The organism is Neorhizobium sp. PAMB6716 (assembly GCF_058242805.1).
Genome location: NZ_CM177835.1, coordinates 3,152,505 through 3,164,357, shown reverse-complemented (window position 1 = coordinate 3,164,357; position 11,853 = coordinate 3,152,505). Strand labels below are relative to the sequence as shown.

11 protein-coding genes and 1 tRNA gene are annotated in these 11,853 nt (G+C 60.6%); 9 read left to right on the top strand and 3 right to left on the bottom strand.

All coding sequences use genetic code 11. The features are described from left to right. Positions 1 to 20: 20 nt before the first annotated feature. Positions 21 to 1,763, bottom strand: coding sequence for an adenylate/guanylate cyclase domain-containing protein (locus AC4CWH_RS15435; RefSeq protein WP_491319421.1), 1,743 nt, complete (start codon positions 1,761 to 1,763; stop codon positions 21 to 23). 154 nt (positions 1,764 to 1,917) lie between these two features. Continuing rightward, positions 1,918 to 2,748 carry an MBL fold metallo-hydrolase gene (locus tag AC4CWH_RS15430; protein WP_491282924.1) on the bottom strand — a complete coding sequence of 277 codons (831 nt, stop codon included), beginning with the start codon at positions 2,746 to 2,748 and terminating at the stop codon, positions 1,918 to 1,920. A 322-nt stretch (positions 2,749 to 3,070) separates the two neighbouring features. Here AC4CWH_RS15430 and AC4CWH_RS15425 point away from each other — a divergent pair, with 322 nt between their 5' ends. Further along, on the top strand, positions 3,071 to 4,111 hold the full coding sequence (locus AC4CWH_RS15425) for a dipeptidase (protein WP_491319420.1): 1,041 nt from the start codon (positions 3,071 to 3,073) through the stop codon (positions 4,109 to 4,111). Between the two features lie 116 nt (positions 4,112 to 4,227). Here the strand turns inward: AC4CWH_RS15425 and AC4CWH_RS15420 are convergent. Then, positions 4,228 to 4,317, bottom strand: a tRNA-Ser gene (locus tag AC4CWH_RS15420). Positions 4,318 to 4,649: 332 nt separating this feature from the next. On the opposite strand from AC4CWH_RS15420, the gene AC4CWH_RS15415 reads away from it, so the two are divergent. The 8 genes from AC4CWH_RS15415 to AC4CWH_RS15380 all read left to right on the top strand — a co-directional run bounded on the left by AC4CWH_RS15415 (position 4,650) and on the right by AC4CWH_RS15380 (position 11,783). Then, positions 4,650 to 4,964 (top strand): hypothetical protein, encoded by a 315-nt coding sequence (locus tag AC4CWH_RS15415; protein ID WP_491319419.1) that lies wholly within the window; start codon positions 4,650 to 4,652, stop codon positions 4,962 to 4,964. Between the two features lie 45 nt (positions 4,965 to 5,009). Continuing rightward, positions 5,010 to 5,663, top strand: coding sequence for a peptide-methionine (S)-S-oxide reductase MsrA (msrA, locus tag AC4CWH_RS15410; RefSeq protein ID WP_491319418.1), 654 nt, complete (start codon positions 5,010 to 5,012; stop codon positions 5,661 to 5,663). A 237-nt stretch (positions 5,664 to 5,900) separates the two neighbouring features. Beyond that, entirely contained in the window at positions 5,901 to 6,893 is a 993-nt protein-coding gene (locus AC4CWH_RS15405; protein WP_491319417.1) for a BMP family lipoprotein, read from the top strand. An 82-nt stretch (positions 6,894 to 6,975) separates the two neighbouring features. Further along, entirely contained in the window at positions 6,976 to 8,487 is a 1,512-nt protein-coding gene (locus tag AC4CWH_RS15400; RefSeq protein ID WP_491282919.1) for an ABC transporter ATP-binding protein, read from the top strand. A gap of 13 nt (positions 8,488 to 8,500) precedes the next feature. Then, positions 8,501 to 9,604: an ABC transporter permease gene (locus tag AC4CWH_RS15395; RefSeq protein ID WP_491282918.1), complete on the top strand. Its 1,104-nt coding sequence runs from the start codon at positions 8,501 to 8,503 to the stop codon at positions 9,602 to 9,604. 10 nt (positions 9,605 to 9,614) lie between these two features. Further along, a complete protein-coding gene (locus AC4CWH_RS15390) occupies positions 9,615 to 10,586 on the top strand; it encodes an ABC transporter permease (RefSeq protein ID WP_491319416.1) in 972 nt (323 codons plus the stop codon). Between the two features lie 4 nt (positions 10,587 to 10,590). Next, on the top strand, positions 10,591 to 10,983 hold the full coding sequence (locus tag AC4CWH_RS15385; RefSeq protein ID WP_491319415.1) for a cytidine deaminase: 393 nt from the start codon (positions 10,591 to 10,593) through the stop codon (positions 10,981 to 10,983). After that, complete coding sequence (locus AC4CWH_RS15380) at positions 10,980 to 11,783, top strand: purine-nucleoside phosphorylase (RefSeq protein WP_491319414.1); 804 nt, start codon at positions 10,980 to 10,982, stop codon at positions 11,781 to 11,783. The genes AC4CWH_RS15385 and AC4CWH_RS15380 overlap by 4 nt, the downstream gene beginning before the upstream one ends. Positions 11,784 to 11,853 lie beyond the last annotated feature (70 nt).

The window sequence follows — 11,853 nt, the reverse complement described above, 5'->3', positions numbered from 1 at the left end:
GCGCATCAAGGCTTTTTGCGTCAGTCGCGCATGTCGTTCGGGGTCGGGGCCAGGGCAGGGACCGGGGCTTTTTTCAGATCGTCGCCCACACGCTCGTCGAGTACAAAGACGCGCAAGGGAAGCGTGCGGCCGCGGATCGGCACTTCGCGCGCGGTGTGCCGCGACAGGTCAAGGCCTGCAAGCCGTGCCAGCGGCTCGGAGATCACCAGCGGTGCGTCGAATTCCTTGGCAACGCTTTCGAGCCGGCTTGCGACATTCACGGTATCGCCGATGGCTGTCAGGTTGCGCACGGTGCCATAGCCGAGCGTGCCGACCACGGCCGGTCCTGTGTGGATGCCGATGGCGATCCTGAGCGGTGTGGTCAGTTCGTCGGCAAGCTTGCGGTTCAGCTCCTCGATGCCCACCATGATCTTCGTTGCCGCCTCGAGTGCCTGGCGTCCGGCAAGTTCCGGATCCGCGCTCACGCCAAAGAGGGCCATCGCGCCATCGCCGATAAATTTGTCCATGCGTCCGCCCGCCTCCTCGACGGCACGGCCGACCACGGCAAAATAGCGGTTCAGCAGGAAGACGATGTCGAACGGCAGCCGTGTTTCGGTGCGGGCTGTAAAATTGCGGATGTCGCAGAAAAGGACGCAGATTTCCTGCTCCCGTCCGGGCATGGCCTCGTAATTGTTGCCCACCTCGTCCGTCTCCGGAAGCGCCATCAGGATCGGCGCCAGCGTGACATCGGTTTTCGGGCGCAACTGGCAGGCAAGCCTGACGCCGGGGCCGGCCTTGATGCGGATCAGCGTGCGCTGTTCCAGCGGTTCGGCCAGTGGAAGCGTCTCCTCCCCCTCGATCACCTGCACGCGACAGGTGGAACAGCGGCCCTTGCCGCCACAGGCGGAATAATGCGGTTTTCCGGCCATACGGCTTGCTTCCAGCACGGTAAAGCCGCGCGGCACGCTGATGGTCTGGCCGTTCGGATACCGGATGGTGACGAGATGGGCGCGCTCGCGCAGCCAGCGCACGCCGCGAAGCCCAAGCGCTGCGGCAAGCGAAAGCCCGAAGCCGGCATAAAGCGCGATCTTGATGGCGTTCAGCGTCTCCTGCGCCGACGTGGACAAGACCGTCGGATCATAATAACCGCCGGGATAACCGCTCAGCATAAAGGCCGGGCTGGCGATATTGCGCCCCATCTGGGCAAAGCCGAGCAAGGAGAGTGTCGGCAGCAGGATGGCGAGTGTCATGAGAAACGGTGTGGCGTTCTGATACCAGGGGCGATAACGCAGCCAGAAATGGATGCCGATGCAGCCATGCACCCAGACTACGACGATGGCGATCGACTGGCGCAATCCGTCGAAGGGCGATTTCGTCCACATGATATGGACCAGCGTTTCATAGCTGTCGCGCAGGTGAAACAGGCTGGACGCAATGCGCGTGCCGATGATGTGGTCGATAATCAGAAGCGGGATCATCAGGCCGAAGATGATCTGTGCCGCTTCCGATTTCGGCATGACAAAACTGCGCCGCCGATAGATGGCGTGCAGCACCAGCGCGATATGAACGAGAAATGAGCCGTAGAGCAGCAGCGTTCCCAGGGGATTGCGCCAGACAAAGAGAAAGATGCGCCGGGCATCGTCGGCGGCGTTGACCGAGATCAGGCCAACCGTGTGATTGCTCAGATGCATGATCATGAACAGGAAGATCACCAGCCCCGAGGCAAGGCGCGCCATACGGATCCGGCGCTGCGAAAACAGGCGTTCTTTCACGTCCGAAGCCATGGGGTCCAATGCTTTGATCAGCTCTTCAATCAGGATGAATCGCAGCTTTAGGCCAATCTGTAAATCGCCGTGATCACTGCAGATCTTTTTGCGCGCAGGGGTTTTCCGGCTCAACCTGGCATTTGCCGTTCCGCCTTGCTGAAGCAGATCTGGATCAGATGTCGAGCACCATACCGTCGCGGGCGGCAAAGCAGGCGGGGAATTCTTCCTGTGCTAGTCGCTCGATCAGCGCCATTTCGCCATCCGTGCGCGAGGGCGCGTGATGAAACAGTATGAGCTTTCCGATGCCGGCAGCCTTTGCAAGCTTCACGCCCTGTTCCCAGGTGGAGTGGCCAAAGCCGCGGTAACGGTCCATTTCGGATTCGGTAAAGGCGCTGTCGTAGACGGCAATATCGGCGCCCGCCATCAGTTCCAGCGCCGTCTCGTCAAGAACGCCCGGCTGGTGTTCGATGTCAAAAACCAGCGCCAGCGACCGGCCAGCCCATTCGATACGGTAACCGATGCAGCCGCCCGGATGGTTGAGCGAGAAGGTGCGGATCGAAATACCCGGACGCGGGGTCAGGATATCGCCGGCGTGGAAATCGAAGAAATTCAGCCGTGCCTTGCAGATGTCGAGATCGACCGGAAAATAGGGCGGACTGACGAATTGCCGGATCATTTCGGCTGTCGTCATCCGGCCCGCCATGTGGCCGGACCAGATATTGACGACGATGGCGGGATTGTAGATCGGCTTGAAGAAGGGCAGCCCGATGATGTGATCGTAATGGCAATGCGAAAAGAACAGATCGACATGGTCGGTGCCGTCACCGAGCATTTCCAGGCCGGCCTCGCGAATGCCGGATCCGGCATCGAAGATCAGTCTGTGCATCCCACAGCGTAGTTCGATGCACGGAGTATTGCCGCCGTACTTGTCAAACTCCTTGCCTGAGACGGGGATGCTGCCCCGCGTCCCCCAGAACTTTATTTGAAACACATCATTGTTCATTTTGCATATGACACTTCTCCGGTGTCCAGGCCCATAGCGCACAATTGTTACCGTTCACCTAGCCAATTGCCTTTCTTCTCCGAATGCAAGGCCCTACGCTGAAATAATGGGCAATTCCGATCCGGCACGCGAAGATTGCCCGGCTTTGCAGGGTGGAAAGTGCCGGGACCGCCAAGGCTTGGCGCAATGTCAGCCTTCGCCGCTTTTGCGCCAAGGCAATCTACGGATAACCGGCCTGCCGCCAGCGCATCGTGCAGTTAAGGATTGCTCCACGCGCCGGCCGTGCCTACCTCTGTCGTCAGTTCAACTTCGAAAGATCATCATGATGCCAGTTTCTTCCATCCCCGTGTTTGACGGCCACAACGACGTGCTGGCGCGAATGTATCGTCCCGGCCAGGCGGATGCGGTCGGTGGGTTCCTGGCAGGCGAGGACGGTGGCCATATCGACCTGCCGCGGGCCCGGGCGGGCGGGCTTGCCGGTGGCCTCTGCGCCATCTACGTCTCCTCGCCCACCATGCGCCCGGATGAAAACGGCGATTTCGTCGCGCCCGCCCAGAAGGATGCGCTGAACGATACGATGGCGATGGCGCGGCTGCTGTTTGATCTCGAGACGCGCTCGAAGGGCGCCGTGAACGTCTGCCGTTCGGCTGGCGATATCCGCCGGTCGATGGACGCGGGTGCCTTTGCCGCCGTCCTGCACATCGAAGGCATAGAGGCTGTCAGGGCGGATCTGGATGCGCTGTACGTGCTCCATCAGGCGGGCCTGCGCAGCCTTGGACCTGTCTGGAGCCGGCCGAACATCTTTGCCCATGGCGTGCCGTTCCGCTTTCCCTCCTCGCCCGATATCGGGCCGGGCCTGACGGAGGCCGGCAAGGACCTCATCCGCGCCTGCAACGGGCTGAAAATCCTGATCGACCTGTCGCACATGAACGAGAAGGGTTTTTGGGATATTGCAGCACTTTCCGATGCACCGCTTGTTGCCTCGCATTCCAATGCGCATACGCTTTGCCCGCACAGCCGCAACCTCACCGACCGCCAGCTCGACGCCATCCGCGACACCGGTGGCCTCGTCGGCATCAATTTCGGCGTGCTGTTCCTGCGCGAGGACGGGGTGAAGAACCCGCAGACCCCGATCGAGCGTATCGTCGATCATGTCGTCTACATCGCCGATCGCATCGGCATCGAGCATATCGGCCTTGGCTCGGATTTCGACGGAACGACCGTGCCTGACGACCTGAAGGACGCAAGCGGCCTGCCACGTCTCATCGCGGCCCTTCAAGCCCGCGGCTTTGACGCCGACGCGATTGCGTCTGTGGCTCACCGCAACTGGCTATCGGTTCTGGAGCGCACGCTGGGCAGCTGAGGCCCGCCTATGTCACAAGGCATCAGGATACGGCGCAAAAATTTGCGCTGTATCGCCCGCCCGCAAGCGGATGGCCTACGGGCCGAGACTGAAAATGACAATCGGGAAAAGGCAGATGGCGGACAGAGCGGGATTCGAACCCGCGATACGCTCTCACGTATACACACTTTCCAGGCGTGCGCCTTCAACCACTCGGCCACCTGTCCTTGATCCAAGGGCTGCGTCGCACAATTGGCGAAGCAGCGGTCGGGGCGGATATATACCGATGAATTTCAGGGAGGCAACCGGAATCTGAAAGATTTATGACCTGTCGCCGAAAGGCGTGCGCAGAGGCTGAGAAAAAAGATTGCGCCGCGCGGCATGCCGGAGCGCATTTTTCACTGCCTACTGCCTACTGCCTACTGCCTACTGCCTACTGCCTACTGCCTACTGCCTACTGCCTACTGCCTACTGCCGCTCTCCGCCTGATTGCAAAGCCGCAGCGCACGCCTTAAGTTGTGACACCAGGAGCCGGCTTCTGCCAAACAACGGGTCGCACATGGCTTTCTTCTTCCGCTTTCTGAGTTTCCTGGCACTTGTCGCCGCCATTGCGGCCGGGACAATCGATGCCGTTCTGTCGGTCTCCTCCTCGTCGGTGGTGCTCACCAGCCTGGAGGCGGATTGGGTTGCGGTCGATCCGAGCTCGCTTGCTCTGGTGGAAGCCTGGGTCACGCACTATATTCATGCCGAAGCTTGGCAGAGCGGCCTTGCCGTCATCATCCAGCAGCCGGCCTTTGCGGTTTTTCTCGTGCTGTCGCTGCTGTTGTGGATGATCTGTTATCGGCGGGCGACGCTTGGAGCCATGTCCGCATGAGGCGGACCTGATGCTCTTCAACCGGCCGGGCTCGAGGAGGCACGCATGTTTCTGATCGATATGTTCAACAAGAAGACGGTCATGCCAGCGCCAGATGCGGCGCTGCCGGGGCGTGACCAGCCACTTGCTACCGCAGACCATCATTTCGTCAACGGGCGGTCGCTGAAAGGACCATATCCCGATCACCTGCATGTCGCCTATCTCGGCATGGGCTGCTTCTGGGGTGCCGAACGGCTGTTCTGGAAGATGCCTGGCGTCTGGGTCACGGCCGTGGGTTATCAGGGCGGGCTGACCCCCAACCCGACCTATCATGAAACGACGACTGGCCTGACCGGCCATGCGGAAATGGTCAAGGTGGTGTATGATCCGGCCGTCGTCAGCTTCGAGGCGCTGCTCAAGACCTTCTTCGAGGAACATGATCCGACCCAGGGGATGCGCCAGGGCAATGATATCGGCACCACCTACCGCTCGGCGATCTATACGACGACGCCCGAACAGCTGGCCACGGCAAAATCGGCGCGGGATGCCTTCCAGGCGGCGCTGACGGCGGCAGGGCACAAGGCGGCGATCACCACCGAAATTGCCCCGGCGGAGGAGTTTTTCTACGCTGAGGATTATCATCAGCAGTATCTGGCCAAGAACCCCGGCGGCTATTGCGGCCTGCGCGGCACGGGCGTCAGTTGCCCCATCGAACGCTGAAATGACCATTTAGACGGCAAAGCGCCGCGGATCTGAGCAGATCCGCGGCGTTGTTGTGTAAGTCTTCGGCAGTTTTTTCGTTTTTGACCAAATGAAAAATTTCTGGTGAATTTCGCTGCAAGCCATGCAAGGATAAGGGCCAGCCAGGCATAATGAAACGACACTGGCAACCGCAGACATGCCCTTCAAGGGGCGTGCGGGGGGACCCATCATGAATATCAAAAACAGGGCTGCACGATGAAGAAAACCCTTTTGACTCTGATCGCCATGGCGGCGCTTTCCACCACGGCGCTCGCCGCGGATATCAAGCCGGCCCTGGTTTACGGCACCGGCGGCAAGTTCGACAAATCCTTCAATGAAGCGGCTTTCCACGGCGCCGAACAGTACAAGAAGGAAACCGGCACGGACTTCCGCGATTTCGAGCCGACCAGCGATACGCAGGGCGAGCAGGCGATCCGCAACTTCGCCTCCAAGGGTTTCAATCCGGTCGTGGGAGTGTCCTTTATTTGGACGTCGGCAATGGAAAAGGTCGCCAAAGAATTCCCGGACACTAAGTTCGTGATTGTGGACTCGGTTGTTGACCTGCCGAATGTGCGTTCGGTCGTTTTCAAGGAAGAGGAAGGCTCCTACCTCGTTGGCCTTCTGGCCGGCATGGCCTCCAAGTCCGGCAAGGTCGGCTTCGTTGGTGGCATGGATGTTCCGCTGATCCGCAAGTTTGCCTGTGGTTACGCCCAGGGCGCCAAGGCTGCCAATGCCAAGATCAGCGTTCTCCAGAACATGACCGGCACCACCGGCGCTGCCTGGAATGACCCGGTTCGCGGCGGCGAGTTGACGAAGAACCAGATCGATCAGGGTGCCGACGTTGTGTATGCGGCAGCCGGTGCCACGGGCCTCGGCGTGCTGCAGACGGCAGCCGACAACAAGAAGCTGTCGATCGGCGTCGATAGCAACCAGAACCACCTGCATCCGGGCTCGGTGCTGACCTCGATGGTCAAGCGCGTCGATCTGGCCGTCTACAATGCCTACAAGGACACGGCCGCTGACAAGTTCACCGCCGGCATCCAGTCGAATGGCGTCAAGGAAGACGGCGTGGCCTATGCTCTCGACGACAACAATGCCAAGCTGGTGACCCCTGAAATGAAGGCTGCCGTCGAAAAGGCCAAGGCCGACATCATTTCCGGCACTGTCAAGGTTCACGATTACATGTCGGACAATACCTGCCCGATGTAATTGAGCGACAGAAGGGCGTATGGCGCATCCGTCATACGCCCTCTTCATGTCCGGCTTCCGGAATAAGGAAAGGCGAAGGCGTGTGAGCCAGCATCCTGCCATCGAACTGGTGGGTATCGACAAGAGTTTCGGTACCGTTCATGCCAACAAAAATATCAATCTGAAGGTGGAAAAGGGAACGATCCACGGCATCATCGGGGAAAACGGTGCCGGAAAATCGACCTTGATGTCCATTCTCTACGGCTTTTACCAGGCCGATCGCGGCGAGATCCGCATCGATGGCAAGCCGCTCACCATCCGCGACAGCCAGGCGGCGATTTCCGCCGGCATCGGCATGGTGCATCAGCATTTCATGCTGGTGGAGAACTTCACCGTGCTTGAAAACATCATGCTCGGCGCCGAAGGCGGGCAGTTGCTCGCCAAGGGCGTTTCTGGTGCGCGCAAGGAATTGAAGCGCCTGGAAACCGATTACGGCCTGGATGTCGATCCCGATGCCATTATCGAAGACCTGCCGGTGGGCAAGCAGCAGCGGGTGGAAATCCTGAAAGCGCTCTATCGCAGCGCCGATATTCTCATTCTCGACGAGCCCACAGGCGTGTTGACGCCGGCCGAAGCCGATCACCTGTTCAAGGTGCTGAAGGTCCTGCGTGACCAGGGCAAAACGGTGATCCTCATCACCCACAAGCTGCGCGAGATCATGGCGATCACCGATGAGGTCTCCGTCATGCGGCGCGGCGAGATGGTGGCGACCCGCAAGACGGCGGAGACGACCGTGGAGGAACTGGCCGAGCTGATGGTTGGCCGCCGCGTTCTCCTGCGCGTCGAAAAAGGCGAGGCAAAACCCGGCAAGGTGCTGATGTCGGTGAAGAACCTGACGGTTAAGGACAGCCGCGGCGTCACCATGGTCGATGACGTCTCGTTTGAGGTGCGCGAGGGCGAGATCGTCGGCATCGCAGGCGTTGCGGGCAACGGCCAGTCAGAACTTCTGGAGGCGCTCGCCGGCATTCGCAAGCCGGCCTCGGGCGAAATCCTGCTTGATGGCAAGCCGATTGCCGGGGCCGATCCGGCCCGGCTTCGCGCGCTGGGCCTTGCCCATATCCCCGAAGACCGCCATCACATGGGCCTCGTGCTGAAGTTCGAGGAATATGAAAACGCTGTCCTCGGTTATCACCGCGACCCGCGTTATGGCCGCGGCGCGCTGCTGGACTTGAAGGCGATCCGCGCGGAAGCTGCCGAAAAGATCGAGAAATACGATATCCGCCCGCCGAACCCACGGCTGAAAACCGCCAACTTCTCCGGCGGCAACCAGCAGAAGATCGTGGTGGCCCGCGAGATCGAGCGCGATCCGAAAGCGCTCATCATCGGCCAGCCGACACGCGGCGTCGATATCGGCGCCATTGAATTCATTCACCGCCGGATCGTCGAAATGCGCGACGCCGGCAAGGCGATCCTGCTCGTCTCCGTCGAACTCGACGAGATCCGCTCGCTGTCCGACCGTATCCTCGTAATGTTTGCCGGCAAGGTTGTCGGCGAGAAGACCGCAGAGGCTGGCGAACAGACGCTCGGCCTGATGATGGCAGGCATCGCCGCATGAGGACGCACCGTTCATGAGTACCGCTTCCGTACCCCTGCCCAACTGGATCACCTACGGGTTGATGCCGCTTCTGAACCTTCTCATGGCTTTCCTGATTTCGGGCCTCGTTGTCTGGTCGATCGGGGAAGATCCCGTCGCGGCGCTGAAACTTCTGATCGAAGGCGCGCTTGGTCGCGGCGATGCAATCGGTTTTACGCTGTTTTATACGACGAGCTTCATCTTCACCGGCTTGTCGGTCGCGGTTGCCTTCCATGCGGGCCTGTTCAACATCGGCGCGGAAGGTCAGGCCTATATCGGGGGCCTTGGAGCAGCGCTTGTTGCCCTGTCGCTCGACCATTACGTGCCGTGGTATGTGACGATGCCGTTTGCCGTGATCGGGGCTGCCATTTTTGGCGCGGCCTGGGCCTTCATTCCGGCCTGGTTGCAGGCAAAACGCGGCAGCCACGTCGTCATCACCACGATCATGTTCAATTTCATCGGCGCAGCGCTGATGGTGTACCTTCTGGTGAACGTGTTCATCGTGCCCGGCAAGATGGCGCCGGAAACGCGCACTTTCCTGCCCGGCGGGCAGTTGCCGAAGCTCGATTGGCTGATGGCCTGGTTCGGGCTGAAGCTTGGCCCGGCGCCGTTCAACGTGTCCTTCCTCATCGCGTTGGTGATGTGTTTCCTCGTCTGGCTGCTGATCTGGCGCTCCAAGCTGGGTTATGAAATGCGCACGCTCGGCATCAGCCCGTCCGCTGCCGTTTATGCCGGCATTCCCTATTCGCGCACGGTCATCATCGCCATGTTGATATCAGGCGGCCTTGCCGGCATGATGGCGCTGAACCCGGTCATGGGCTCCTCGGCCCGCCTGCAGGTGGAATTTGTCGGTGGCGCCGGCTTCGTTGGTATCGCCGTGTCGCTGATGGGGCGCAGCCATCCGGTCGGCATCATTCTCGCGGCTCTTTTGTTCGGCATTCTCTATCAGGGCGGTGCCGATCTTTCCTTTGAGATGCCCAATATCACGCGCGAGATGATCGTGGTGATCCAGGGGCTGGTGATCCTGTTTGCCGGCGCGCTGGAATATATGTTCCGGCCTGCCATGGTTCACCTGTACCAGCGCCTGAAGCGGGCTTGAGGAGACGATCATGGATTATTTCGATATCCTCGTCAGCATTCTGGGCTCGACCATCCGCCTGTCGATCCCGCTGCTGTTTACCGCCCTTGCCGGCCTGTTTTCCGAGCGCGCCGGGATTTTCGACATCGGGCTGGAAGGCAAGATGCTGGCGGCCGCCTTTGCCTCGGCCTGCGTTGCCTATCTCACCGGCAATCCGTGGCTTGGCCTTTTAGGCGGCATCGCGGTCTCCATCGTCTTTTCGCTGATCCACGGTTTTGCCTCGATCACCAATCGCGGCAACCAGATCGTCTCGGGCGTGGCGCTGAATTTCGTCGCCGCGGGCCTTACCATCGTGCTGGGGCAGGCCTGGTTCAGCCAGGGTGGCCGCACGCCGCAGCTTGCCGGCGAAGCACGGTTTTCGCCGATCACGCTGCCGGGTGTCGATCTGATGCGCGACGTGCCGGTGCTTGGTCCGCTTTATGTCAATGTGATCTCCGGCAACAATATCCTGACCTATCTCGCCTTTGCCGCCGTGCCTTTGTCCTGGTGGGTGCTGTTTCGCACGCGCTTTGGCCTTCGCCTGCGCGCCGTTGGCGAAAACCCCGGCGCTGTCGATACGGCCGGCATTTCCGTGACATGGCTACGTTACCGCGCGGTGATCGTTGCCGGTTTCCTCTGTGGCTTTGCCGGCGCCTATCTGTCGATTGCCCAGTCGGCCGCCTTCATCAAGGATATGTCGGCCGGCAAGGGCTATATCGCGCTTGCCGCCCTCATCTTTGCCAAGTGGAAGCCGGTGCCTGTCATGTTCGCCTGCCTTCTGTTCGGTTTCCTCGATGCCTTTGCCAATTTCATGCAGGGCAAGGCCGTGCCCGGCATTGGCGAAGTGCCGGTGCAGATCTTCCAGGCCATGCCTTATGTGCTGACCTGCATTCTGCTGGCCGGCTTTATCGGCATCGCCCACCCGCCGAAGGCCGGTGGCGTGCCCTATTCCAAGGAGCGTTAAAACCATGTCGCACGACCTGTTTGAAGCAGCCCGCGATGCCATGGCACGCGCCTATGCGCCTTATTCCAAGTTCCCCGTCGGTGCGGCCATCCGCGCCGATGACGGAAAAATCTATCTCGGCGCCAACATCGAAAACCTGTCCTTTCCGCAAGGCTGGTGCGCGGAACCCACGGCCATCGGCGCCATGGTGATGGGCGGGGCCAAAAAGATCGTCGAGATGGCCGTCATCGCCGAAAAGCTCGCCTGCTGCCCGCCCTGCGGCGGCTGCCGACAGAAGATCGCCGAATTTGCCGGGCCTGAAACCCGCATCTATCTCTGCGACGACTTGGGCGTTCAGAAGACCATGACGATGGAGGAGCTTCTGCCCTTCTCGTTCAAGACTGATATACTCGGATGAAGTCGGTCATCGATCATCTGGTGGATCGCCTCGACGGGCTGATGCCGCGTCATGCCATCGTCCTTGGCTCTGGTCTCGGCTCGCTGGTGGCCGAGGTTACGGATCCGGTCCGCATTTCCTACGCGGACCTGCCGGGCTTTCCGGCAAGCGGTGTCACCGGCCATGCGGGCGAACTGGTTGCCGGCAAGCTTGGCCGTCACCCGGTTATCATGCTGTCTGGCCGCGCCCATTATTACGAACACGGCGATGCCGCCGCCATGCGTTTTCCCATCGAGGTGCTGCAGGGCATCGGCGTGCAATCGCTGATTCTCACCAATTCCGCGGGGTCGCTGCGCGAAGATATGCCACCGGGCTCGGTGATGCAGATCACCGATCATATCAATTATTCCGGCATGAACCCGCTGATCGGCGAAAGCGGTGATCGCCGTTTTGTCGGCATGACCACCGCCTATGACGCCGAGTTGTCGCTTGCCATCCGCAATGCGGCCATCCGCACCACGACCCCGCTTTATGGCGGCGTCTACATGTGGTTCTCCGGCCCGAGCTTCGAGACTCCGGCGGAAGTGCGCATGGCGCGCATTCTGGGTGCGGATGCCGTTGGCATGTCCACCGTTCCCGAGGTGATCCTCGCCCGTTATGCGGGCTTGAAGGTTGCCGCCTGCTCCGTCATCACCAATTACGGGGCGGGCATGACAGGCTCGGAGCTTAGCCATGCGGAAACCAAGGAAATGGCGCCGAAGGGCGGGCTGAGGCTCGCAGCCATCCTGCGCGACCTGTTTGCCCAGGAAAGCCTCGGCTGAACATCCAATGAAATGAGAAGCTTGGCCGGCGGCGTGGTGTCATGCTGCTGTCTCGGCTTGCGTCTAATCG